This window comes from Arthrobacter sp. BF1, from assembly GCF_056680215.1.
In genome coordinates this window covers 1,577,753-1,601,759 of the sequence record NZ_CM155271.1, presented here as the reverse complement: position 1 = coordinate 1,601,759, position 24,007 = coordinate 1,577,753, and the positions used below count along the sequence as shown (strand labels likewise).

Annotated in this window: 19 protein-coding genes; 7 read left to right on the top strand and 12 right to left on the bottom strand. The window is 67.4% G+C overall.

The genetic code is table 11. The features are described 5' to 3' along the window. Positions 1-65: 65 nt before the first annotated feature. Positions 66-746, top strand: coding sequence for a GNAT family N-acetyltransferase (locus tag AC1MCD_RS07535; protein WP_498677298.1), 681 nt, complete (start codon positions 66-68; stop codon positions 744-746). On the opposite strand, the gene AC1MCD_RS07530 is transcribed toward AC1MCD_RS07535, so the two are convergent. Continuing rightward, a complete protein-coding gene (locus AC1MCD_RS07530; protein WP_498677296.1) occupies positions 716-1,378 on the bottom strand; it encodes a DNA-3-methyladenine glycosylase in 663 nt (220 codons plus the stop codon). The two genes, AC1MCD_RS07535 and AC1MCD_RS07530, sit on opposite strands and share 31 nt — an antisense overlap. A 78-nt stretch (positions 1,379-1,456) precedes the next feature. Between AC1MCD_RS07530 and AC1MCD_RS07525 the strand changes: the two genes are divergently transcribed. After that, positions 1,457-2,971 (top strand): DNA-3-methyladenine glycosylase 2 family protein, encoded by a 1,515-nt coding sequence (locus tag AC1MCD_RS07525; RefSeq protein ID WP_498677294.1) that lies wholly within the window; start codon positions 1,457-1,459, stop codon positions 2,969-2,971. Further along, the gene (locus AC1MCD_RS07520; protein WP_498677292.1) at positions 2,968-3,489 is read left to right on the top strand and encodes a methylated-DNA--[protein]-cysteine S-methyltransferase; all 522 of its coding nucleotides are present in this window, start codon (positions 2,968-2,970) and stop codon (positions 3,487-3,489) included. The genes AC1MCD_RS07525 and AC1MCD_RS07520 overlap by 4 nt, the downstream gene beginning before the upstream one ends. A 3-nt stretch (positions 3,490-3,492) precedes the next feature. Here the strand turns inward: AC1MCD_RS07520 and AC1MCD_RS07515 are convergent, their stop codons facing one another. The 9 genes from AC1MCD_RS07515 to argC all read right to left on the bottom strand — a co-directional run bounded on the left by AC1MCD_RS07515 (position 3,493) and on the right by argC (position 12,865). Next, positions 3,493-4,029, bottom strand: coding sequence for a pyridoxamine 5'-phosphate oxidase family protein (locus tag AC1MCD_RS07515; RefSeq protein WP_498677290.1), 537 nt, complete (start codon positions 4,027-4,029; stop codon positions 3,493-3,495). Between the two features lie 148 nt (positions 4,030-4,177). After that, positions 4,178-5,605: an argininosuccinate lyase gene (gene argH / locus AC1MCD_RS07510; protein ID WP_498677288.1), complete on the bottom strand. Its 1,428-nt coding sequence runs from the start codon at positions 5,603-5,605 to the stop codon at positions 4,178-4,180. 5 nt (positions 5,606-5,610) lie between these two features. After that, positions 5,611-6,816, bottom strand: a complete 1,206-nt coding sequence (locus AC1MCD_RS07505) for an argininosuccinate synthase (protein WP_491352179.1) — start codon at positions 6,814-6,816, stop codon at positions 5,611-5,613. 56 nt (positions 6,817-6,872) lie between these two features. Continuing rightward, a complete protein-coding gene (locus tag AC1MCD_RS07500) occupies positions 6,873-7,403 on the bottom strand; it encodes an arginine repressor (RefSeq protein ID WP_190988724.1) in 531 nt (176 codons plus the stop codon). After that, on the bottom strand, positions 7,403-8,434 hold the full coding sequence (gene argF, locus AC1MCD_RS07495; protein ID WP_498677286.1) for an ornithine carbamoyltransferase: 1,032 nt from the start codon (positions 8,432-8,434) through the stop codon (positions 7,403-7,405). Before argF ends, AC1MCD_RS07500 begins: the two co-directional genes overlap by 1 nt. Continuing rightward, complete coding sequence (locus AC1MCD_RS07490) at positions 8,431-9,687, bottom strand: acetylornithine transaminase (RefSeq protein WP_498677284.1); 1,257 nt, start codon at positions 9,685-9,687, stop codon at positions 8,431-8,433. The genes argF and AC1MCD_RS07490 overlap by 4 nt, the downstream gene beginning before the upstream one ends. Beyond that, positions 9,684-10,640, bottom strand: coding sequence for an acetylglutamate kinase (argB, locus tag AC1MCD_RS07485; protein WP_498677282.1), 957 nt, complete (start codon positions 10,638-10,640; stop codon positions 9,684-9,686). The genes AC1MCD_RS07490 and argB overlap by 4 nt, the downstream gene beginning before the upstream one ends. 30 nt (positions 10,641-10,670) lie before the next feature. Then, on the bottom strand, positions 10,671-11,837 hold the full coding sequence (gene argJ, locus AC1MCD_RS07480; protein ID WP_498677280.1) for a bifunctional glutamate N-acetyltransferase/amino-acid acetyltransferase ArgJ: 1,167 nt from the start codon (positions 11,835-11,837) through the stop codon (positions 10,671-10,673). After that, entirely contained in the window at positions 11,834-12,865 is a 1,032-nt protein-coding gene (gene argC, locus AC1MCD_RS07475; RefSeq protein WP_498677277.1) for an N-acetyl-gamma-glutamyl-phosphate reductase, read from the bottom strand. The genes argJ and argC overlap by 4 nt, the downstream gene beginning before the upstream one ends. 174 nt (positions 12,866-13,039) lie before the next feature. Here argC and AC1MCD_RS07470 point away from each other — a divergent pair, with 174 nt between their 5' ends. The 4 genes from AC1MCD_RS07470 (at position 13,040) to AC1MCD_RS07455 (ending at position 20,684) form a co-directional block, all read left to right on the top strand. Continuing rightward, positions 13,040-14,131, top strand: coding sequence for a fatty acid desaturase family protein (locus AC1MCD_RS07470; RefSeq protein WP_498677275.1), 1,092 nt, complete (start codon positions 13,040-13,042; stop codon positions 14,129-14,131). Positions 14,132-14,228: 97 nt separating this feature from the next. Then, positions 14,229-15,191: a quinone oxidoreductase family protein gene (locus AC1MCD_RS07465; RefSeq protein WP_498677274.1), complete on the top strand. Its 963-nt coding sequence runs from the start codon at positions 14,229-14,231 to the stop codon at positions 15,189-15,191. 186 nt (positions 15,192-15,377) lie between these two features. After that, positions 15,378-19,256, top strand: coding sequence for a Pls/PosA family non-ribosomal peptide synthetase (locus AC1MCD_RS07460; RefSeq protein WP_498678229.1), 3,879 nt, complete (start codon positions 15,378-15,380; stop codon positions 19,254-19,256). 48 nt (positions 19,257-19,304) lie between these two features. Then, the gene (locus tag AC1MCD_RS07455; RefSeq protein WP_498677272.1) at positions 19,305-20,684 is read left to right on the top strand and encodes a M1 family metallopeptidase; all 1,380 of its coding nucleotides are present in this window, start codon (positions 19,305-19,307) and stop codon (positions 20,682-20,684) included. A gap of 41 nt (positions 20,685-20,725) precedes the next feature. Here AC1MCD_RS07455 and AC1MCD_RS07450 read toward each other — a convergent pair whose 3' ends face one another. Both AC1MCD_RS07450 and pheT read right to left on the bottom strand, forming a co-directional pair. Beyond that, complete coding sequence (locus AC1MCD_RS07450) at positions 20,726-21,355, bottom strand: 4'-phosphopantetheinyl transferase family protein (protein ID WP_498677270.1); 630 nt, start codon at positions 21,353-21,355, stop codon at positions 20,726-20,728. 107 nt (positions 21,356-21,462) lie between these two features. Then, on the bottom strand, positions 21,463-24,006 hold the full coding sequence (gene pheT / locus AC1MCD_RS07445; RefSeq protein WP_498677268.1) for a phenylalanine--tRNA ligase subunit beta: 2,544 nt from the start codon (positions 24,004-24,006) through the stop codon (positions 21,463-21,465). Position 24,007: the final 1 nt, after the last annotated feature.

Below are 24,007 nucleotides of genomic sequence, written 5' to 3'. Positions count from 1 at the left end.
AATGTTCACTTTTCCGGCCGCCGCCATCTGTTTCGGCGCTGGCCCCGGACTGATTCAATACTGCAATGCACCATGAGACTGTCCTGCCCGGATACGGGCTGTCCCTCATTCCGCTGACACCGGAGCATGCCCGTGCCCTGTATGACTTCGTGGATGCCACGATGTGGGCCGGCATGGCCGCATCGCAGCCGCGCACCGCCGGGGAGCTCGCGGTCTTGTTTGAGGCGAAGATTTCCGATCCGGCCAGCCTGGCCTTCGCCGTGGCGGACCAGCGGACGGGCGCCATCCTGGGGACCACCGCCCTGAACGCTTTCGACGCCGGACAGCAACGGGTGGAGGTGGGCGGAACCTTTTTTGGCCGGCAGTTCTGGGGCAGCCACGTCAACCCTGCCAGCAAACACGCGCTGCTTACCTTCGCGTTTGAGGTTCTCCACGTCCAGCGGGTCGCCTTCCGGTGCGACGCGCGCAATGTGCGCAGCGCCGCGGCAATCGAACGCCTCGGGGCCACCTTTGAGGGGGTGCTGCGCAGTCACCGCGCGGCGCCTGACGGCACCAGGGCGGACTCTGCCGTGTTCTCGATCCTGGGGCCGGAATGGCCCGCTGTGCAGCGCAACCTACAGCGTCGGCTGGAGCCGTTCGCCCAGCAGGGCGACGGGGCACCAGATCACGCCGAACCCCGGCCGGGAAGCCCGGCCGGCCACACCGGCACTGCGATCTATACCCGCCGGACCTTCGCGGCCTTGTAGCGGGAGACGGTGGGATCCCCCGGCAGCCAGAAACGCCAGGGGTACTCGGCGGAGCCGCCGTCCCCGGAAACACCCACGCGGGGCCCGGAACTGTAAGCGGGCGCGGGCGCCGCCGGCAGCCGCAGCTCGAAGGGCTCTGCAAGCGCGTCCCGGCCGCTGTCCGCGGTGGTGAGCGCCAGGGCTGTGGCGAGCCGGGCGGGACCGCTCGCAAGGTCCAGTGGTGATTTCGACGTCGGCCGTCTCACCTGCGCCAGGTGCCGCCCCTCCACCACCTCGCCCGCGCGCAACAGCACGGCGGAGGCCGTGCCGGCAGGCCCGCAGACGATGTTGGCGCAGTAGTGCATCCCGTATGTGAAGTAGACGTACAGGTGGCCGGCCGGCCCGAACATGGGCGCGTTGCGTGGCGTCGGGCCGCGGAATGTATGGGAGCCGGGATCCGGGTGCAGGGAATCGCCGGGACCCATGTAGGCCTCCAGCTCCGTGATCCGGATGGCGACCGTTCCCTCGTGGCTGTTGTGGCTGAGGACGGCGCCCAGCAGCAGCGGAGCGATCCTCCGGGCATCACCGGAAAGCAGGTTGCGGAGCTGTTCCGGGGAATGCTCCGGCCCCGCGGGACTGCTGCTGACGGTCATCCATCGACTCTACCCAACACGCACGGCCATGTCCGATTTCCGCTAGCACACCCGAGGCCAGGCTGGCAGGATAGGGGGATGGACTTCTGGCAGCGCTACCGTGCGATCGACGCGCGGGACACCCGTTTTGACGGGCAGTTCTACACTGCTGTCCGGACCACGGGGATCTACTGCCGCCCGTCCTGCCCGGCCCGAACCCCCAAAGCGGCCAATGTCACCTTCTACGAAACCTCCGCCGCGGCCCACGACGCCGGCTACCGGGCCTGCAAGCGATGCCTCCCCGAAGCCGTCCCCGGGACACCGGCCTGGAACGTCAGGCAGGACCTGGCCGGGCGGGCCATGCGCCTGATCAACGACGGCGTGATCAACCGCGACGGCGTGGAAGGTCTGGCGGCCCGGCTGGGTTACTCCGCCCGCCAGCTCAACCGGATCCTCAGCCACGAACTCGGCGCCGGCCCGCTGTCCCTCGCCCGTGCCAGCCGTGCCCAGACCGCGCGCACCTTGCTGGTGTCCACCTCCATGAAGCTGGCAGACATCGCCTTCGCGTCCGGCTTCAGCAGCGTCCGGCAATTCAACGACACCATGGTGGAGGTTTTCGCCATGACGCCCACCGCCCTGCGCGCCACTGCCCGGCACCATGCAACCACCGCTGCGACGACCTCGCTGACACTGAGCCTGCCGTACCGCGAACCCTTCGACTCCGGCGTTTTTTCCTTCCTCGCCGTCAGGGCGATCCCCGGGATCGAGGCGGGGACACCGACGTCGTACGCCCGTACCCTGCGGCTCCCCCACGGTGACGCCCGCTTCAGTGTGAATTACGACGACGGCGCACCGGGGCGCCCGCTGACCCTCACCATCGGCGCGGTGGACCTCCGGGACCTGCCCGCGCTGCTGAGCAGGGTGCGCCGGCTGTTCGACCTCGATGCCGACCCCGTGGCGATCGACAATGCGTTGGCTGCTGATCCACGCCTCGCCCCCTCAGTGGCGCGTGTGCCCGGCATCAGGATGCCCGGGGCGGTGGACCCCCAGGAACTCCTGGTCCGGGCCATGATCGGTCAGCAGATCACGGTGGCGGCGGCACGGACCGCCCTGACGCAGTTGTCCGCCGCCGGGAGTTCCAGCATGGTTCCGGGCGAGGGACTGGACCGGTTGTTTCCCACTGCAGCCGAGATCGCCGGTTCGGGCTACTCGCTGCTGCGTGGTCCCCAGCGTCGGATTGATTCCCTTCGGTCCGCCGCGTCATCCCTCGCCGGCGGCGAGCTGGACTTCGGCTATGGCGACGACCTGCCCGGGCTGGAAGCCAAACTGCTCCCCCTGCCGGGCGTGGGACCCTGGACGGTGGGCTACGTGGCCATGCGTGTCCTCGGCGCCCCGGACATCTTCCTTGCCAACGACGCCGCCGTACGGAACGGCATCCGCGCGCTCGCCCCGGCAGCTGCCGGCTCGGGGGCCGGCTCGGGGGTGGTAACGGCGCCGGATTTCCGGGAAGTCAGCCCCTGGCGGTCCTACGCCACCATGCACCTGTGGCGGGCGGCGGCGTCGTCGAAGGCCCCCCGACGTAAGCAGAACATTCCAGAGAAAGCGATGCAATGAAAGCCCAGCTGTTGACTATGTCCACCGCGGACGGTCCGTTCACTATCCTCGCGCAGGACGGCGTGGTCCTTGCGTCCGGCTGGACCGCCGAGCTTGGCGAGCTGACCGGGCAGATCCACCCGCAGCTGCGTCCGGCCGACGTGGAGGCCGTGACCGATCTGGGTCCGATTTCCCGGGCGGTGGAAGCGTTTTATGCCGGGGATCCCGCCCCTGCCATGACCGTTGCCGTCCTGCAGAGGTCCGGGCCGTTCAGGGCACACGCCTGGGATGTGCTGAGGACGGTCCGTCCGGGGTCCCCGGTGACCTATACCGAATACGCCGAGCTGTCAGGCAACCCCAAGGCGGTCCGGGCCGCGGCCAGCGCCTGCGCCTTCAACGCGGCAGCCTTGTTTGTGCCGTGCCACCGCGTCATCCGTACCGACGGTTCCATGGGCGGCTTCCGCTGGGGCCTGGCCATCAAGGAGAGCCTGCTCGCGCGGGAGGCAAACGAAAGCCTGCTGGCCCGCGAGGCGGTGTAGCCCTCACTCAAGCGGGATTCCGTCCGGTCCGACGCGGTGCCGGATGTGCCGCCGGTCGTGGCGTGCCTGCCAGAATTCCAGTTCCGTTGGCCTGACAGCGTAGAGCTGCCACTCGGGATTGTGGCTGCCGTCCGCTGCCGGCCGCGCGTCCCAGTCTGCCGCCGACGCCTCGGCAGACAGTTCAACCACGGGTCCGGCCACCCGGACCTGCCTGCCCTGCTGCGGCCAATAGAAGTTCAGGGCCGCGGCGGCGTTGACCGCGAGTTCCCGGCCCTTCCGCGAGGTGCGGGACGTGGCGAATTGCCAGCCGCCGTCGACGATATCTTTCAGGATCAGCATCCGGGCGGACGGTTGTCCATTGTGGTCCGCCGTTGCCAGGCTGCAGGCGTGCGGTTGCAGCACGCCTGCAGCCAGCGCTTGGTCCAGCCACAGTTTGAACAGCGCCACCGGATCAGCCGGCGCCGTGGCGAGGTCGAAGTCCGGCAGGTCTGAGGGAAAATCCGGCAGGGCCCGGAGTTGGCTGCGGAAGGCGTCGTTCATGCCGCAATGGTAGCGGGGAAGTTCCGCCCGTTACCGCACAACGCTCTCTCAGTTAACGCAGGAAGAACGACAACGCTCTCTCACTTTCCTCAGGAAAGTGAGAGAGCGTTGTCAGAAAACCCGCATTAACTGAGAGAGCGTTTGACGGTTAGTTCGCGTAGTCCCGGACGCCGGCTAGCTCGGCTTCCAGCGCTACCAGCTGGCGTTCGACGGCGGCCGGTGCGGTGCCGCCCTGGGAGTTGCGGCTATTGAGCGACCCCTCCGTCGAGAGCACCGTGCGGACCTCGGGGGTGAGGTGCTCCGAGATGGCAGCGTATTCCTCATCCGTCAGGTCCCACAGCTCCACGTCGCGGCTTTCGGCCTGCTTGACCGCCGCTCCGGAGAGCTCGTGTGCCTCACGGAACGGAACACCCTGGCGGACCAGCCATTCGGCAATGTCCGTAGCCAGCGCGAAGCCCTGGGGTGCCAGGGACTCCATCCGTTCCGTGTTGAACTTCAGCGTCGCGATCATGCCCGAAACCGCCGGGAGCAGCAGCTCCAGGGTGTCGGCGGCGTCGAAGACCGGCTCCTTGTCCTCCTGCAGATCGCGGTTGTACGCGAGCGGCAAGCCTTTAAGAGTGGCCAGCAGCCCGGTCAGGTTGCCGATCAGACGTCCCGCCTTGCCGCGCGCCAACTCGGCCACGTCCGGGTTCTTCTTCTGCGGCATGATCGAGGAGCCCGTGGAGTACGAATCGTGCAGGGTAACAAAGGAGAACTCCTTAGTGGCCCACAGGATGACCTCTTCCGAAACGCGGGACAGGTCCACACCAATCATGGCCGTCACCCAGGCGAACTCGGCGAAGACGTCGCGGGAAGCGGTGCCGTCGATCGAGTTGTGGGTGGCCGAGAAGAAGCCGAGGTCCGCAGCAACTGCTTCCGGGTCCAGTCCCAGCGAGGAGCCGGCGAGGGCGCCCGAACCGTAGGGCGACACGCCCGCGCGCTTGTCCCAGTCCTGGAGCCGCTGCACATCGCGCAGCAGCGCCCAGGCGTGGGCGAGCAGGTGGTGGCTGAGCAGGACCGGCTGGGCGTGCTGCAGGTGGGTGCGTCCGGGCATGGCCACACCCTGGTGCGCCTTGGCCTGGTCCACCAGCGCCTCGATGGTGGCCAGCACGCCGCGGGCGATGATCCGGGCGTGGTCACGCAGGAACATGCGGCCCAGTGTGGCCACCTGGTCGTTGCGGGACCGCCCGGCACGGAGCTTGCCGCCCAGCTGGGTGCCGGCGCGCTCGATCAGGCCGCGTTCCAGCGAGCCGTGCACGTCCTCGTCGGACTCCGCCGGCAGGTACGCACCGGAGGCGACGTCGCCGTCCAGCCGGCTCAGGGCGTCAAGCATGCCCTCGAGTTCGGCGTCGTCCAGCAGCCCGGCCTTGTGCAGCACGCGGGCGTGGGCCTTGGAGCCGGCAATGTCGTAGCGGGCCAGCCGCCAGTCAAAGTGCGTGGACTTGCTCAGCGCGGCGAGGGCATCTGCGGGGCCGCCGGCGAACCGGCCGCCCCACAGTGCACCGGTATTCGTTGCCTCGGACTTTTGCTCAGCCACGCGGGCTACTTTCCTGCGACGCGGATATCGCGGCCGGAGGCAACCTTGGCGGACATGCCCCACAGCTCGATGAAGCCGCGCGCCATGGACTGGTCGAACGTGTCGCCGGTGTCGTACGTGGCGAGGTCGAAGTCGTACAGCGACGTCTCGGAACGGCGTCCGTTGACCACTGCCTGGCCACCGTGCAGGGTCATGCGGATGTCCCCGGACACGTACTTCTGGGTGTCCTCGATGAAGGCATCCAGGGAACGCTTCAGCGGGGAGAACCACTGACCGTCGTAGACCAGCTCGGCCCAGCGCTGGCCAACCGTGGCCTTGAAGCGGGCCTGCTCACGCTCGACGGTGATGTCCTCGAGGTGCTTGTGCGCGGTGATCAGCGCCATGGCACCCGGAGCTTCGTAGATTTCGCGGGACTTGATGCCCACGAGGCGGTCCTCGACGACGTCGATCCGGCCCACGCCCTGGGCGCCGGCACGGCGGTTGAGTTCCTTGATGGCCTGCAGCGGGGTGACCCGGACGCCGTCGATCGCTACCGGCACGCCGGCTTCGAAGGAGATGGTGACTTCATCCGGTGCCGGCGGGAATTCCGGGGTGGCGGTGTAGTCGTAGATGTCCTTAGTGGGGGCGTTCCAGATGTCCTCGAGGTAGCCGGTTTCGACGGCGCGGCCCCAGACGTTCTGGTCGATGGAGTACGGGTTCTTCTTGGTGGTCTCGATCGGCAGTCCCTTTTCCTCGGCGAAGGCGATGGCCTTGTCGCGGGTCAGGGCGAGGTCGCGGACCGGGGCGATGCACTTCAGGTCCGGGCCGAGGGTCTGGATGCCGACTTCGAAACGGACCTGGTCGTTGCCCTTGCCCGTGCAGCCGTGCGCAACGGTGGTGGCGCCGAATTCGCGGGCGGCCTTGACCAGGTGCTTGACGATCACGGGGCGCGAAATGGCGGAGACCAGGGGGTAGTGGCCCTGGTAGAGGGCGTTGGCCTTCAGGGTGGGCATGCAGTACTCGTTGGCAAACTCATCGGACGCGTCGGCCACGTAGGCTTCGACGGCGCCGCAGCCCAGGGCGCGCTGGCGGATGGTTTCCAGCGATTCGCCGCCCTGTCCGACGTCGACCGCTACCGCGATGACCTCGGCGCCGGTGGCTTCACCGATCCAGCCGATGGCTACAGATGTATCCAGACCACCGGAGTAGGCCAGAACAATACGCTCAGTCACGAAAATGCTCCTTAGTTGTTTGGTTCTTGGTTGTCTTCAAGTTTATGGCGCGAAGTTTATTGCGCGGCTTCCTCGGCCAGCTGCAGGAACCGGACGGCGAGATCCTGCCCGCCCTGCGGATCCCGGGAGACCAGCAGGACGGTGTCGTCACCGGCGATGGTCCCCAGGATGGACGGCATCACCGAGTGGTCAATGGCCAGTGCCAGGAAGTTGGCCGCGCCGGGCGGGGTCCGGAGCACAGCGATGTTGGCCGACGCTTCGGCAGTGACCAGCAGCTCGCTGCACAGCCGGGCGAGCCTGGCGTCCAGGATTTCCTGGCTCACACCGCTCTTGGCCGCGCGTTCGCCGCCTTCACCGGGCACGGCGTAGACCAGCACGCCCTCCTTGCCGCGGACGCGGACGGCGCCGAGTTCCACGAGGTCCCGGGACAGGGTTGCCTGGGTGACCTGGACGCCGTCGTCCGCCAACAGCGCGGCCAGTTCCGCCTGGGAGCGCACCGATTCACCCGTCAGGATGGCGGCGATGCGCGCCTGGCGGGCCGTTTTGGTGGCCGGGCTGGAGCCCGGCGCTGCGGACGGGACGGACATTAGAACGTGCTCTCCCCGGTGCCTTCAACCGGAGAAAGTCCCTCGACAAATGCCAGCCCGGACCGGTGCATCAACCACGCCATCAGCGCCTTCTGGGCGTGCAGCCGGTTCTCGGCCTCGTCCCACACGATGGACTGCGGGCCGTCGATGACGCCAGCGGAGATTTCATAGCCGCGGTAAGCGGGCAGGCAGTGAAGCACGACGGCGTCATCCGCCGCGTGTGCCATCGCCGCCTCATCGACGGAGTACTCCCGGAACAGCTGCAGCCGGGCTTCCTTTTCGGCTTCCTGGCCCATGGAAACCCACGTGTCAGTAGCGACGACGTCGGCTCCCTTCAGGGCTGCTGCGGCGTCAGTGGTGACCAAAACGGACCCGCCGGTCTCGGTTGCGCGTTCCTCGGCGGCAGCGATGATCTCCGCGGCCGGCAGGTAGCCTTCAGGCCCGGCGATGCGGACGTGCATCCCGGCGGTGACGCCCGCCAGCAGGTAGGAGTTGGCCATGTTGTTGGCGGCATCGCCGAGGTAGGCCATGGTGAGGCCCTTGAGCTCGCCCTTGTGTTCTTTGACGGCGAGCAGGTCCGCCAGCAGCTGGCACGGGTGGTAGTCATCGCACAGGGCGTTGATGACGGGCACCCTGGAGTTCTCCGCCATGGCCACCAGGCCGGAGTGGGCACCCGTGCGCCAGACGATGGTGGAGACCATGCGCTCCAGGACCTTGGCGGTGTCCTCGACGGATTCCTTGTGGCCGATCTGCGCTTCGCCCGGGTTGATGATCAGCGCGTTGCCGCCCATGTCCGCGATGCCGGTGGCAAACGACACCCGCGTCCGCGTGGAGGTCTTATCGAAGATGACGGCAACGGTCTTGCGGCCGTTCCCCTTGGCGGCAAACGGCTGCACGCTGTACGGCTCAGCCTTCATCCGGACAGCAAGCTCCAGGACCTCTGCCTGCTCGGCGGGGCTGAGGTCGGTGTCCTTCAGGAAGTGGCGGGTGGTGCCGGGTGCTGTACCGGCGGATGAAACTACGGGGGTCACTGCGCGTCCTTAGCTGTCTGGAGGAGGGCCGGGAGGGCGGCGAGGAACGTGCCGGCCTGTTCGATGGTGAGGACCAGCGGCGGGGCCAGCCGGATGGTGCGGGGTCCTGGACTGTTCACGATGAAGCCTGCGTCCAGTCCGGCAGTGACCACGGCGGGGGCTACGTCCGCGTCCAGGTCGAAGCCGATCAGCAGGCCTTCGCCGCGGACTTCCGTGACGCCGTCGACGCCGGACAGTCCGGCGCGGAGGTACTCCCCCACCTTCACGACGTTCTCCAAAACCCGCTGGCTTTCGATCGCATGCAGCGTGGCCAGGGCGGCCGCGGTCGCGACCGGGTTCCCGCCGAAGGTGCTGCCGTGCTGGCCGGCGGTCAGGAGCGACGACGTCTGCTCGCCGAAGGTGATCAGCGCGCCGATGGGGAAGCCACCGCCCAGGCCTTTGGCGAGGGTGATGGCGTCCGGAACGATCCCGGCGTCCTCACTGGCAAACCATTTGCCGGTGCGGCCGATGCCGGTCTGGACCTCATCCAGGATCAGCAGGGCGCCGGCCTTGGTGGTCGCTTCCCGGGCTGCCTTCAGATAGCCGGCGGGCAAGGGCCGGACGCCGGCTTCGCCCTGGATGGGTTCCAGGAAGACGGCTGCAACGGTCTCGTCGATGGCAGCTTCCAGTGCCGCAACGTCGCCGAACGGGATGTGGACCACGCCGCCGGGCAGCGGCTCGAACGGCGCCCGGTAGGCTTCCTTGGCTGTCAGGGCCAGGGCACCCATGGTGCGCCCGTGGAAGGCACCTTCGAGGGCAATGATCTTGGTCCGGGGCGCACCGTTGGGGCCGGTGCTGTTCCGCCGCGCCAGCTTGAAGGCGGCCTCCACAGCTTCCGTGCCGGAGTTGGCGAAGAAAACCTTGGAGCCTGCCGGAGCCTGCGCCAGGGCCAACAGCTTTTCGGCCAGCGCAATCTGGGTGGGGCTGGTGAAGAAGTTGGAGACGTGCCCCAGCGTGGCCAGCTGGCTGGAGATCACTGAGGTGACAAACGGGTTGGCGTGGCCCAGTGCGTTGACGGCAATGCCGCCGAGCAGATCCAGGTATTCCTTGCCGTCCGCATCCCACACCAGGCAACCGGCACCACGGACCAGGACACGCTGCGGGGTGCCAAAAACTCCCATCAGGGACGTGGAGTAGCGGGCCAGCCACTCGGCGCCGCTGGTGTGGCCAACGAGTGCGCTGGCGGCGGACTGGCTTAGTTCTGTGTTGGTCATGCCTTTACCTCTTCGTCGGGGACGACCTGCGTGCCGATGCCCGCCGTCGTGAAGGTTTCCAGGAGCATCGAGTGAGGCAGCCTGCCGTCCACGATGTGCGCGCGCTCCACTCCGCCTTCGATGGCCTTGAGGCACGCTTCCATCTTGGGGATCATGCCGGACTCGAGGGAGGGCAGCAGCTCGCGCAATTCCGACGCCGTCAGGGAGGAAATCAGCGAGGACCGGTCCGGCCAGCTGGCGTAGAGGCCTTCGACGTCGGTCAGGATCACCAGCTTGGATGCCCCGAGGGCTTCCGCCACGGCGGCCGCTGCCGTATCGGCGTTGACGTTGAGGACCTGGCCGGTGGTCTGCACCTCGCCAGCCGCTGTTTCGACGCCGTGGGATTCAATCTCCGGGGCAACCGTGGAGATGACCGGGATCCGGCCGGCGGCCAGGATGTCCAGGATTCCTTCCGGGTTCACACCAACCACTTCGCCCACCAGGCCAAGGTCCACTTCCTCGCCATCAATGACGGTTCCGGTGCGGACGGCCTGGAGCAAACCGCCGTCTTCGCCGGACATGCCCACCGCATAGGGCCCGTGGGAGTTGATGAGGCCCACCAGTTCGCGGCCCACCTGTCCGGTAAGCACCATCCGGACCACGTCCATGGCTTCGGGGGTGGTGACCCGCAGGCCGCCCTTGAACTCGGACTCGATGCCCAGCCGCGCCAGCATGGAGTTGATCTGGGGACCGCCGCCGTGGACCACTACAGGATGGATACCTACATGGTGCAGGAACACGACATCTTCCGCGAACGCCCGGCGCAGCTCCTCGTTGACCATGGCGTTGCCGCCGTACTTGATCACCATGGTGGTGCCGGCGAAGCGCTGGATCCAGGGCAGAGCCTCGATCAGCGTGCCTGCCTTGCCTTGGGCATCACTCATGGACGTGGTTTCGCGGGTCTGGGTGTTCATGCGGCGGTCTCTCCAGGGTTGCTGGCGGATCTAGCTTGAGTAGGCGCTGTTCTCGTGGACGTAATCGTGGGTGAGGTCGTTGGTCCAGATGGTGGCCTCGGCGTCACCGGACTGCAGGTCGATCTCCACCAGCACTTCGCGGGGTTCCAGGTCCACCAGGTTGCGGTCGTCCCCGATGCTCCCGTTCCGGCAGATCTGGATGCCGTTGATGGCGACGTTCAGCTGGTCCGGTTCAAAAACGGCGTCCGTGGTTCCGACTGCGGACAGCACACGGCCCCAGTTGGGGTCCTTGCCGAAAATGGCTGCCTTGAAGAGGTTAGACCGGGCCACGGAGCGGCTGACAGTTTCGGCGTCCCGCTCAGTGGCTGCGTTGAAGGTGCGGATGGCGATGTCGTGGCTGGCACCCTCGGCATCCCCGATGAGCTTGCGCGCCAGTTCTGCACACACCTGGGTCAGCCCGGTTCCGAAGGCTTCGGCGGATGGGACCGCGCCCGATGCGCCGGAGGCCAGCAGCACCACAGTGTCGTTCGTGGACATGCAGCCGTCGGAGTCCGCCCGGTCGAAGGTGACGCGCGTGGCATCGCGGAGGACGACGTCGAGCATTTCCGCTTCGACGGTGGCGTCGGTGGTGAGGACCACCAGCATGGTGGCGAGCCCGGGAGCGAGCATGCCGGCGCCCTTGGCAATCCCGCCGATGGTGAATTCCTGGCCGTCCGCATCCGTTCCGATGAACAGCGCGGACTTCGGCACGGAGTCGGTGGTCATGATGGCGTTTCCGGCGTCCGGGCCACCGTCTGTGCTGAGCGCCGCGGCGGCAGCCTCCACGCCGGGCAGGATCTTGTCCATCGGCAACTGTTCGCCGATCAGGCCGGTGGAGCACACGAACACGTCCGTGGCCGAAATGCCGAGGACCGCGGCGACCTTCTCTGCTGTGCTGTGCGTGTTCTGGAAGCCTTGGGGACCTGTGCAGGCGTTGGCGCCGCCGGAGTTGAGCACCACGGCGTCTACCCTGCCGTCCGAGACAACCTGGCGGGACCAGTGAACAGGTGCCGCTGCCACCCGGTTGCTGGTGAAGACCGCGGCCGCCGTCTTGGCCGGGCCATCGTTGACAATAAGGGCGACGTCCGGCTTCCCGGATGTCTTCAGGCCGGCGGTGACGCCTGCAGCGCGGAATCCCAAGGGGGCGGTAACGGTCACGGGGCAACTCCCTGCAGGTTGAGGCCGGCCGTTTCCGGCAGGCCAAGTGCAATGTTCATGGACTGCACGGCGCCGCCGGCAGTCCCCTTGGTGAGGTTATCAATGACGCAGGTCACGATCACGCGGCCGGTGTGTTCGTCGAAGGCCAGCTGCATGGCTGCATGGTTGGACCCCACCACGGATTTGGTGGTGGGCCATTGTCCTTCAGGGAGCAGGTGCACAAACGGTTCGTCGTCGTAGGCATCGGCCCAGGCCTGACGGAGGTCGGCGGCAGTCGTGCCGGGCTTGACCTTGGCCGTGGCCGTGGTGAGGATGCCGCGGCTCATCGGGGCCAGCGTGGGGGTAAAGGAGACGGTGACGCGTTCCCCGCCAGCGTTGGAAAGTCCCTGCTCGATCTCCGGAGTGTGCCGGTGGCCGCCGCCCACGCCGTAGGGGCTCATGGAGCCCATGACCTCAGAGCCAATCAGGTTCACTTTCGCAGCTTTGCCCGCGCCGGAGGTACCGGAGGCGGAAACAATCACGACGTCGTCGGGCTGGAGCAGTTTGGCGGCGAAACCTGGTGTCAGCGCCAGCAGGGCCGACGTCGGGTAGCAGCCGGGGACGGCGATCCGGGTGGCACCCTTGAGGGCGTCCCGCTGACCAGGGAGTTCCGGCAGCCCGTAGGGCCACGTACCTGCGTGCGCGGAGCCGTAGAACTTTTCCCACGCGGCCGGATCCTCGAGGCGGTGGTCTGCGCCGGCGTCGATCACCACGGTGCCTTCAGGAAGCTGCGCCGCAATCTCGGCGGACGCGCCGTGCGGGAGCGCCAGGAACACAACGTCGTGACCGGCCAGGTTTTCCACCGTGGTGTCTTCGAGGATGCGGCTGGCAAGCCCGTGCAGGTGCGGCTGGAGTTCGCCGAGGCGGGAGCCCGCATTGCTGTGTGCAGTGATGGCACCAATGGTCACGTCCGGATGGCCCGCGAGCAGGCGCAGGACTTCCCCTCCGGCGTAACCGCTGGCCCCGGAGACGGCAACAGAAATAGTCATAGCCATCATCTTACAGCAAAAGTATTCATGATGCCCGATATTTATGCACTCGCGGCAACTCCGCGCCCAAAGCCGTTTGGACACGTACGCGTAAGCTGGACTGAGGGTGATCCTGACCGCGCAGTCCGAATGTCGGCTGCAGCGTTGCCCGTAACTGTGACGAGGCCCCGCTTCATGTCCACCACCCTACACACCCCCGAGCGCCCTCAATCGCGCGTCCGGAAGCCTAACGCAGTTGTCCTGAGTTACTCGGAGCTGCTGAAGAGCGTTAAGGCTGAAGGCCTGCTGGAACGCCGCGTCGGCTTCTACATCACGTTGTTTTCCAGCCTTGTCCTGCTGATGACTGCGACCTGGTTCGGCTTCGCCCTGATCGGCGACAGCTGGTTCCAGCTCCTCATCGCCGCAGCTGTCGGCGTCCTCTGCACGCAGCTGAGTTTCCTGGCCCACGAGGCCGGCCACCGCCAAATCTTCGCATCACGCAGGGCCAACGACTGGACCGCACGCATCCTGGCTACCTCGGTGGCCGGCATGAGCTACTCCTGGTGGGAGCAGAAGCACGGCGCCCACCACAACCACCCCAACGTCATTTCCAAGGATCCGGACATCGCCCCCGGCCCCATTGCGTTCCACACCGAAGCGGTTGCCGACCGCCAGGGCCGGTTTTCGTTCCTGACCCGCAAGCAGGGCTGGTTTTTCTTCCCGCTCCTGTTCCTGGTGGGCCTGGGGCTGCAGATCGACTCCGTCAAGTTCGTCTTCCGCCGCGCGAAGGTCACGCACCGCTGGGTGGAGATCCCCATCCTGCTGGTCCGCCTCGGTGCCCTGCCCGTCCTGGCCTTCACGTTCCTGCCGCTGGGAATGGCGTTCGCCTTCATCGGCGTGCAGCTTGCCGTCTTCGGCTTCTACATGGGCGCATCCTTCGCGCCGAACCACAAGGGCATGCCGGTCCTGCCCGCGGACAGCCGCGTGGACTTCTTCAGCCGCCAGGTCCTGACCTCACGGAACATCTCGGGCGGGCGCTTTATGGACATCCTGCTCGGTGGCCTGAACCGCCAGGCTGAGCACCACCTCTTCCCGGACATGGCGCGCCCCCAACTGGACAAGGCCGCCAAAATCGTCCGCGAGTACTGCAAAAAGCACCAGGTTCCCTATACGGAAACCACCCTGCTCCAGTCCTACGGCATCATCGTCCGCTACCTCAACAACGTGGGACTCTCCGCCGGGCGCCACTTCGAGTGCCCCATGGCCACGGTCACCCGCCGCTACTGACCCCCTGACCCCGCAGAACTTCGTCGACGGAAGCGGCGTCCATAGGATGGTCAGAGAAGCCGGACCGGGAAATCCCCGCCCGGAGAGGAGACGTTCCATGCATGCAGTCGTTGCCCGCCAGTCCGGAGGTCCGGAAGTCCTCGAGTCCGCGGAGGTGGAGCGGCCCACCCCCGGCCCAGGTCAGTTGCTGATCAAGGTGGCGGCCACCGGGGTCAATTTCATTGAGACCTACCAGCGCGGCGGCATGTACAAGGTGTCGTATCCGTTCACCCCCGGCTCCGAGGCTGCCGGGACCGTTGAGGAAGTCGGGGAAGGCGTCGAGGGCGTCACCGTGGGCAGCCGGGTGGCAACCGCCGAGGGGCAGGAATGCTACGCCGAATACACCGTCCTGGACGCGGCGAAAGCACTTCCCGTTCCTGACGGCGTGGACCTCCACACCGCCGCAGCGCTGCCCCTCCAAGGCATGACCGCCCACTACCTCATCAACTCCTCCTTCAACGTGCAGCCCGGCCAGACGGTGCTGGTCCACGCCGGAGCCGGCGGCGTCGGACTGCTCATAACCCAGCTCCTGAAGACCCGGGGCGCCCGCGTCATCGCCACCGTCTCCACCGAGGAAAAGGAAGAACTGGCGCGCGCCGCCGGCGCCGACGAAGTACTTCGCTACGAGGGTTTCGCAGAGGCAGTCCGTCAAATCACCAACGGCGTGGGCGTCGATGTGGTGTACGACGGCGTGGGAAAAGACACGTTCGACGGCTCGCTTGCCAGCCTCCGCGCCCGGGGATTCCTCGTTTTGTTCGGAGCCGCTTCCGGCGCTGTGCCGCCGGTGGATCCGCAGCGGCTCAATGCCGGTGGCTCGCTGTCCCTGACACGGCCAAAGCTGGCTGATTTCCTCGCCAATCCCCAGGAACGGCTGTGGCGGTCCAGCGAAATTTTCGCTGCCGTGGCGGACGGAAGCCTGAACGTGCGGATCGGCGCGAGCTATCCCCTGGCCGAGGCACGGCGCGCCCACGAGGACCTCGAAGGCCGCCGCACCACGGGCAAAGTCCTGCTGGTTCCCTGACATCCGCCACGGTCCGGGTGAACGGAATGTGAACCTTCAACTAATTGAGGACACCTTCCGTTCACCTTGAGCGGGCATAATCCGACGGTGAGTGAGCACTTGTCTGACGTCGTCGCATCTCTGCCTGAAGAGTTATACCGGCCCCAGCTGCCCGGTTTGCCGCTGGCCCCGCCGGAACGGACCCTGATGGCTGTCCTGGAGGACTCGGCTGCCCGTTTCCCCGAGGCGTCGGCGCTGGACGACGGACGGCGGTCCCTGAGCTACGCCGACTTGACGGCCGCCGTGCGGGCCAAGGGCCGTGACCTGCAGGCGGCAGGCCTCGGCGCCGGGCACCGGATCGGCGTCCGCATTCCCTCCGGGACGAACGAGCTCTACATCTCGATCCTGGCCATCCTGTACATCGGCGCCGCCTACGTGCCCGTCGACGCGGACGATCCTGAGGAGCGTGCCCGGCTGGTCTTCGGTGAGGCGCGCGTCGCGGCAGTCCTCACCGGCGGGGACGCAGTCACTTTCACAGAGCCCCGGGACTCTTCCCGTCCCGCCGATGCCGGCTGCGGTGACCACAGCGCTGCCGTGCACCGCCTTGCGGAGCCGGGCGACGACGCCTGGGTCATTTTTACCTCCGGGTCCACCGGCACGCCCAAAGGCGTAGCCGTCCAGCACCGCTCCGCCGCGGCCTTTGTTGACGCCGAGGCCAGGATCTTCCTTCAGGAAGAACCGCTCGGTCCGCAGGACAGGGTCCTGGCCGGTCTTTCCGTTGCCTTCGATGCCTCCTGCGAAGAGATGTGGCTGGCCTGGCGCCACGGCTCCTGCCTGGTACCGGCCCCGCGCGCCCTCGTCCGGACCGGGACGGACCTTGGTCCTTGGCTCATCAACCACGGCATCACCGCCGTCTCCACCGTCCCCACTCTTGCCGCCCTGTGGCCGGCTGAATCCCTCGAGAACGTCCGGCTCCTCATCTTCGGCGGTGAGGCCTGCCCGCCCGAACTCGCCGAGCGCCTCGCCGTCCCCGGCCGTGAAGTCTGGAACACCTACGGCCCCACCGAGGCCACGGTGGTGGCCTGCGCTGCTCCCATGGGCGGCCCCGGCCCCGTCCGCATCGGCCTGCCGCTGGATGGCTGGGACCTGGCCGTGGTGGACACCGACGGACTGCCCGTCGGCGCAGGCGAAATCGGCGAGCTGATCATCGCCGGCGTCGGGCTGGCCCGCTACCTGGATCCGGACAAGGACCGTGAGAAGTACGCGCCGATGCCCGCCTTCGGCTGGGAGCGCGCCTACCGTTCGGGCGACCTGGTCCGCTACGAAGCCGAAGGCCTGATCTTTATGGGCCGCGCCGATGAACAGGTGAAACTGGGCGGCCGCCGGATCGAGCTGGGTGAAATTGATGCTGCCCTCCAGGCCCTCCCCCACGTCGCGGGAGCTGCGGCGGCCGTCAAGACAACCGCGGCCGGCAACCAGATCCTGGTGGGCTACCTGGCCGCAGATGCGGATCTCGACCTGGTGACCGCCCGCGAACACTTGGCCGCAAGCCTGCCTGCCCCGCTGATTCCGCTGCTGACTGTGGTGGACTCGCTGCCCACCAAAACGAGCGGCAAGGTGGACCGCCACGCGCTGCCGTGGCCGCTGACCGGGTCCGGCGCAGCCGATGCTGACGCAGCACCCTTGAACCTCCCCGAAGATGCCGCGTGGGTGGCCGAACGATGGGCCGCCGTCCTCGGCGGCCCGGTGACGAGCCTCGACGCCGATTTCTTCGCGTACGGCGGCGGCTCGCTCTCGGCCGCCCAGCTGGTTTCGGCCCTCCGGGTGCACTATCCCACCATCACTGTTGCCGACATCTACGCGACGCCCAGGATTGGGGCGCTGATTGATACTGCCCGCCAGTCCCTTCCGGAGGGAGCTGCCGGACCGGCCCCGGCGAGGACCGTCCGCCCCACTGCCTTGAAGTCGCAGATCTTCCAGACCCTGATGGGCATACCGCTGCACATCCTGGTGGGAATGCGCTGGCTGACCTACCTGATGCTGGCCAACAACCTGCTGTCCGCGTTCGCTGGCTTCAGCGCTGCCCCCACCGTGTCCTGGTGGTGGGTGGCCGCGTCCTGGCTGGTGTTCGTTTCCCCTGCCGGCCGCATGCTGATTTCCATCGCCGCGGCACGGTTCCTGCTCCGCAAGGTGGTCCCCGGCACGTACCCGCGCTCCGGGAAGATACACCTGCGCCTGTGGCTGGCTGAACAGATCCAGGATTTGGCGGGGGCGATCAGCCTGGCCAGTGCACCGTGGGTGCCGTATTACGCCCGTGCTTTGGGCGCCAAGATCGGCAATAACGTCCAACTGCACTCGCTGCCACCGGTCACCGGACTGCTGTCCCTCGGCAGCGGATCCAACGTGGAGCCCGAGGTGGATCTTTCCGGCTGGTGGATCGACGGCGATGTGGTCCACATCGGCGCCGTCCGCATCGGTGCCGGTGCCAGCGTCGGTGCGCGCAGTACGCTGATGCCCGGCGCTTCGATCGGCGCAGGCGCACAGGTGGAACCGGGCTCGGCCGTCCTCGGCAAAGTGAAGGCCGGGCACCACGTTGCCGGTTCCCCCGCCGAGCGCCGGGGCAAGGCCAAACACACCCTGCCGGACACGCCGGAAGAACACCGGCTGATTGGCCGGCTCTGGTTCGCCGGCTTCTCCCTCGCCTCGGCCACGCTGGCGCTCATTCCCTACATCTCCGCCGCGGCCGCCGCCCTCGTGATCTTCGCCTTCATCCGCGGTAGCCAATCGCTGTCCGCCGCCGTGCCTCACATCCTGGCCGCGCTGGCGCCTGCGGCCCTTGCCTGGTTCGTGGTTAACCTCCTGCTGATCCTGGGCACGACCCGGCTGCTGGGCATTGGCCTGAAAGAGGGCTACTACCGTGTCCGCAGCCGGATCGGCTGGCAGGTCTGGGCCACCGAACGGGTACTGGACCTGGCCCGTGACTTGCTCTTCCCTGTCTACGCGAGCCTCTTCACACCGGTGTGGCTTCGCCTGCTGGGGGCGAAGATCGGCAAAAACGTCGAGGCCTCCACCGTCCTCCTCATTCCCAAGATGACCACCGTGGGTGAGGGCGCCTTCCTGGCGGATGACACCATGGTGGCGTCTTACGAGCTCGACGGCGGGTGGCTGCGGATCGCTCCTGCGAAGATCGGCAAACGCTCCTTCCTGGGCAACTCCGGCATGACCGCTGCCGGCCGGAACGTGCCCAAGAACTCGCTCGTCGCGGTACTGTCCGCCACACCTGCCAAGGCAAAGTCCGGAACATCCTGGCTGGGCAGCCCGCCCGTGCGGCTCCGCCGCACGGCGATCGCCTCGGACGATACCCGCACCTATGAACCCCCGCTGCGGCTCAAGTTTGCCCGCTGCCTCTGGGAGCTGGGCCGTTTCGTCCCGGTGGTGACCACAGTAGCCATAGCCGCCGGCGTGATGCTTGCCTTTGACTGGCTGGCTGCCTCCTACAACTACGGGATTGCTGCCGCGGTGGGCGGGGTGGTCATGCTGGTGGCCGGCGCGGTGGCCGCGGGCAGCGCCGTCGTCGCCAAATGGGTCCTCGTGGGACGGATCCATAAGGGCGAGCACCCGCTGTGGAGTTCCTTTATCTGGCGGAACGAGGTGGTGGATACGTTCATCGAAATGGTCAGCGCCCCCTGGTTCGCACGGGCAGCAACCGGAACCCCCGCGTTGGTCTGGTGGCTCCGGACGCTCGGCGCAAAGATCGGCCGCGGCACGTGGTGCGAAAGCTACTGGCTCCCCGAAGCGGATCTGGTGACCCTCGGGCGGAATTCGACCGTCAACCGTGGCTGCGTAGTCCAAACCCATCTCTTTCATGACCGGGTCATGAGCCTGGACACTGTTACCCTCGAAGACGGAGCAACCATGGGACCCCACGGTGTGATCCTGCCCCAGGCAAGCATCGGCAACGGTGGAACAGTGGGACCGGCGTCGCTGGTGATGCGTGGCGAATCGGTTCCGGCCGCGACGTACTGGATGGGCAATCCGGTGAGTCCCTGGAGTGGCCCATCGAAGTCCGCGCCCAAACCGAGGTAGCCCCGTAGCACCCAACTGTCCGCCCCTCCTGACCGGAAAGTCCGTCTTATGAGTTCCCCCGCACCGAGCCCCGCGGTCGCCAGTACCGGCCCGTCACCCACCTCGGAGCAGCGCCCGTCAGCGCCGGACCCGTACGTGCCCGGCCATGGCACCAACGCCTATCGAGTGAACCGCTACGAACTGGAACTTGACTACAAGCTCAGCAGCAACCGCCTCAGCGGGCGCGCAGTCCTGCATGCTGTCACGCAGTACACCACGGCGGCCCTGGTGCTGGACCTGACCGGGCTGCGCGCCACCAAGATCCAGCTCAGCGGGCGGCGTGTGCGCAAGTACAGCCAGCGCGCGGAGCAGTTGGTCATCGTGCCTGACATTCCGCTGCCGGCCGGCGAAGTCTTCACCCTGGACATCAAGTACGAAGGCAATCCGGCTCCCCGACGGGGGTTCTGGGGCGAAGTGGGCTGGGAGGAGTTAACCGATGGAGTCCTGGTGGCGGGCCAGCCTAACGGCGCTGCGTCCTGGTTCCCGTGCAACGACCATCCCGGCGAAAAGGCCAGCTACCGCATCAGCGTGACCACCGATACCAACTACCGGGCCGTCTGCAACGGCACCCTTGTCTCCCACAGCAGCAGGTCAAGCCGCGAGACGTGGGTTTACGAGCAGCCGGAGCCCATGGCCACCTATCTTGCCACGGTCCAGATCGGCCGGTACGAGCTCCTCCGGCTGGATGCCGCCACCGCGAACGGGCAGGTCCCCCAGTATGCCGCCGTGCCGGCGCTGTTGTGTGACGCAGCCCGCGAAGGCCTGGCCAGGCAGCCGGAGATGATGCGTACCTTTGCCAGCTGCTTCGGGCCTTACCCTTTCCCGGAATACACCGTCGTGGTCACCGAAGACGAGCTGGAAATACCCCTTGAGGCGCAGACGCTCTCCATCCTGGGCCGGAACCACCTGACACAGGAGTGGGAGTCCCAGCGGCTCATCGCCCACGAGCTCGCCCATCAGTGGTTCGGCAACTCCCTCACGGCCGCATCCTGGGCGGACATCTGGCTGCACGAGGGTTTCGCCTGCTACGCAGAGTGGATCTGGTCCGAGGAAGCCGGCGTCATGCCGGTGGCCAACCGGGCCGCCGCGGCGTGGCGGAAGCTGGCGTCCGGCAGCCAGGATATCGTCATCGGTGACCCGGGTCCGGAGCTGATGTTTGATGACCGCGTGTACAAGCGCGGAGCCCTGGCCTTGCACGCCCTGCGTGTCAGGTGCGGCGATTTGGCGTTTTTCGCCCTGCTGCACGACTGGACCGCTGCCCACCGGCACGCGTCGGTGAGCACCGCTGCTTTTATTCTCGCCGCGGACCGGGCCACCGGGCTGGATACCGAGGCGGTGCTGCACCCGTGGCTCCACGAAACGGCCCTGCCGCCCCTGCCCGTTCGCTGACGGCCCGTGCGCTGACGGCCCGTGCGCTGACTGCCCGAGCGCTAAGACGACGCGGCAGCTGAAAGTGCGACGGCGGCACGGAGGTCCAGCGGCAGGCCTGCCTCCCCGGGAGCCAGGTCACGGAGCTCCGCACGATGCAGAACATCGAGGTTGTCCGGGGCGACGGTGAGGCCGCGGCCTGTCATCTTCAGCCAGGCCTCCTTGCGAACCCACAGCCGGGCGCGCTCGTCGAGGAGGGCAGGCCCGGACAGCCCGGCAAGTGCCGCGCGCTCGGCCGGCGTCAGGGCAACAGCGTCGAACCCGTCAAAGTCCAGCCGCGCCGGGTCCTCCAGGTCCACGCCGATCGTTACACCGGCAGGTGGTTCCACCACGGCACCAAGCAGGATCCAGCCGGAACTCCGGGACAGGCTCAGTGCCAGCGGCACCGGCTCTCCCCGGAACGCGTAGCCCGGCCTGCCGTGAGATACATCGGGGCCGGTACCGCACCGGCGGCAGCTGAAGTTCGTGGTGAGGTCCGACGCCGGAACGTCCAGGAGTTCTGCGGCGAGCGTTCGCAGAGCCCCCCTGCCGGCAACAAAAATGGCCCGTGGGCCCGGCGCCAGGGCTGCCGCCCGCTCCAGCTCTGCGGGGCCCAACAGCGGGAGCCAGCCGGCCGCCGTCGGGCCCTGCATAAGCCCTTCGCGCTCCGGTATCAACCCGGACTGCCCTCCCGGATAACCGGGAGGGCAGGAACGCAGGACCGGAACCACCGTTGCCGGACCTGCCACGGAGATCAGGCTTAGCGCTGCACGGCGCCGAAGCGCTCGGCGGCCAGTGCCACGGCGCTCTCGCGGGCGGCCGAAGCCTCATCTGCCGTCAGCGTCCGGTCCGTTGCACGGAACCGCAGGCCGAAAGCCAGCGACTTCTTGCCTTCCTCAATGCCCTTGCCGGCGTAGACGTCGAACAGGGCCACGTCCTCCAGCAGCTCGCCGGCGCCTTCACGCAGCGTCTCGAGAACCTGGTCGGCCGGAATATCCTGCGGCACAACCAAGGCCACGTCCTGGGTGGCTACCGGGAACGTGGAGATGTGGCGGGCCACAATGACGTCCGCGGCCGCCTCGAACAGGGCATCGGCGTTGATTTCCAGCGCCACCGAGCGGGCAGGCATGTCATGCGCGGCCAGGAGCTTCGGGTGCAGCTCGCCGGCGTAACCCACCACTTCACCGGTCCGCAGCGAGAGCTGCGCGGCCCGGCCCGGGTGGAACGCCTGGTGCGCACCCTGGCTGACCACCACCTCCACGCCCAGGACGTCCCCGGCCAGCCGGGCGATATCCAGTGCGTCGGACCAGTCCCACAGTCGCGGCGTGTGGCTGGCGGCAGCGGGTGAATCATGTCCCGTGAGGACAGCGGCGACGTACAGCGGCTGGTCAGGAACGCCGTCGTACAGTGCATCCAGGACCTCGTCGGCGGGCTTGACGCCCAGCGGCGGGATGGACGGCGTCCCCATCGTGCCGTCGGGCAGGAAGACGAGGCCCGATTCGAAGAGTGCCAGGTCGCGGAAGCCGCGGGAGTGGTTCCGCTTAGCCACCTCGATGAGCCCGGGCAGGATGGACGTCCGCAGGTAGCCGTGTTCTTCGCTGATGGGGTTGGCCAGTTTGATCGCGGGCCGGGCAGCGCCCTGCTCGGCCACGCCGAAGGTCTCATTGGCTGCCTTGGAGACGAACGGGTAGGCCAGCACTTCGGTCAGGCCGGCGTCCGCCAGCGCCTGGATGAGCCGACGGCGCTGCTGCTGCACGCGGGTCAGGCCACGTCCGGGCGGGGCCACCGGGAGGGTGGCGGGAATGTTTTCGTAGCCCACCAGCCGCGCGATTTCCTCGGTGAGGTCCTCTTTGGTTTCCAGGTCATTGCGCCAGCTGGGGGCGGTTACGGTCCAGCCGCCGTCGGTCTTCTCCACCAGGGCGCCGAGGTCCACCAGCGACGTGGTGATCTGCTCCTCGGTGAAGTCGATCCCGATCCGCCGGGCGGCGAAGTCCGCCGGCAACATGATGGTCACGGCGTCAGGTGCGGTCCCGACGTCGGTCCCCGCCTGGTCAGCGACGCCACCGGCGAGCTCCACCAAGAGGTCAACCACACGTTGGGCGGCGATGTCCGCCACGTGCCAGTCAACGCCGCGTTCGAAGCGCTTGGACGCCTCGGACGGCAGCTTGTGGCGGCGGCGGGAACGGCCAATCGACACTTCATCGAAGTGGGCAGCTTCCACCAGGATGTTCGACGTCGACTTGCTCACCTCGGTCGCGGCGCCGCCCATGACTCCGGCAATGCCGATGGCACCGGAACCGTCCGTGATGAGGAGGTCCTCGACATCGAGCGTGCGCTCTTTGTCGTCCAGGGTGGTGATTTTTTCCCCTGCCACCGCACGCCGGACCACGATGTCACCGGACAGTTTGTCCAGGTCGTAGCAGTGCGTGGGCTGGCCGAGCTCGAGCATCACGTAGTTGGAGATGTCCACCGGCAGGGAGATGGAGCGGATGCCGGCCAGCCGCAGCCGCGAGGTCATCCACGGCGGAGTGGGCCTGGCGGCATCCACGCCGCGGATGGTGCGGGCCACAAAGCGGTCGCAGCCGGGCTTGCCGTAAATGGGAGCGTCGTCGTTGAGCTTGACGCCGTAGCCGCCTGTCAGCTCGGCCGGCGCCTGCACCGTGGACGCGGGATCGGTGAACGACGTTCCGGTGGCATGCGCGTATTCACGGGCCGCTCCGCGGATGGAGAACGCGTAGCCGCGGTCCGGGGTCACATTGATTTCGGCTGCCTGGTCGTAGAGGCACAGCAGGTCCATGGCGTCCGTGCCGATTTCCGGGTCAAGCCCGATCCGGGACAGGACCAGGATGCCGTCGTGGTCCTCGCCGATGCCCAGTTCACGGACGGAGGCGATCATGCCGGCGGACAAGTGGCCGTAGGTCTTACGCGCCGAGATGTGGAAATCGCCCGGCAGCACCGCCCCCGGAAGGGTGACCACTACTTTGTCGCCCTCCACGAAGTTGTGGGCGCCGCAGATGATCCCCTGTACGCCGGAGGGGTCGATGCCCTCGCCGGTGAGGGTCTGTGCCTGGCCTTCGGGGACAACCCGGACCTGGCACCAGTTGATGGTCTTGCCGTTGGTCTGCGGTTCCTTGACGATGCTCAGCACCTGGCCCACCACAACCGGGCCCTGCAGGGTGTCCGTGGGGCGGTGGACGGCTTCTTCTTCAAAGCCGACCTTGACCAGTTCGGCCATCACGTCTTCGGCCGTTGCTCCGACCGGTACTGCTGCGAATTCACGCAGCCAGGAAAGTGGGATACGCACT